Genomic DNA, 535 nt, shown 5'->3' with positions numbered 1-535 from the left:
ACATTATTGCCAGTAATGGCGTGATTCATATTACTGACTCGCTTCAGTAGTGGAGCAAAACCAGTAAGAGCCGACGTCTAACTGTCGAGCGGTGACAATAGTTGAACGGCAAAAAATAGTAAATTAGAAAGGGAGCCTTAGGTTCCCTTTTTTGTGTCAATCAGAAGACTGATACCATTGAGGTGATTATCAATGCTACGATGTTCCTAGGCTTTGTTGCTACGTGGTAGCCATCAAGCTATTTCTTTAATTCGCTACTGTCCTAAGCTTGTTATAATGCCTTGCCCTTGATTCTGCCGCGATTCATCCTCATATCCTAGCAACCTAGAACATCAAAATAGCCTAAGCCAATGTCTGATGCTATCGCCAAAACTATGCCAAATACTAATACCTCTAGTGACGCCATTGATCTCGATACGGTGACACCAGTTACACAGACCAATGATATTCAAAGCGCTCAGCAGTTTGATGAGCTGCCAGTGCTCGCCAAAGACCGCCATTTTTTGAGTCGTTTGCAAAGAGAGCTGGAGCGAAA

The 535-nt window shown here is 43.4% G+C and carries 1 protein-coding gene; it reads left to right on the top strand.

The window, feature by feature from the left end; all coding sequences use genetic code 11:
• Positions 1-350 precede the first annotated feature (350 nt).
• Positions 351-535 (top strand): hypothetical protein (locus FHK88_RS14070; protein WP_227431348.1); only part of this gene is annotated, 185 nt, incomplete at its 3' end.

The sequence above is a fragment of the Psychrobacter sp. I-STPA6b genome (assembly GCF_020662265.1).
Classification (GTDB): domain Bacteria; phylum Pseudomonadota; class Gammaproteobacteria; order Pseudomonadales; family Moraxellaceae; genus Psychrobacter.
The sequence above is the reverse complement of the archived record's forward strand: the minus strand, read 5'-3'. Positions and strand labels throughout refer to the sequence as shown.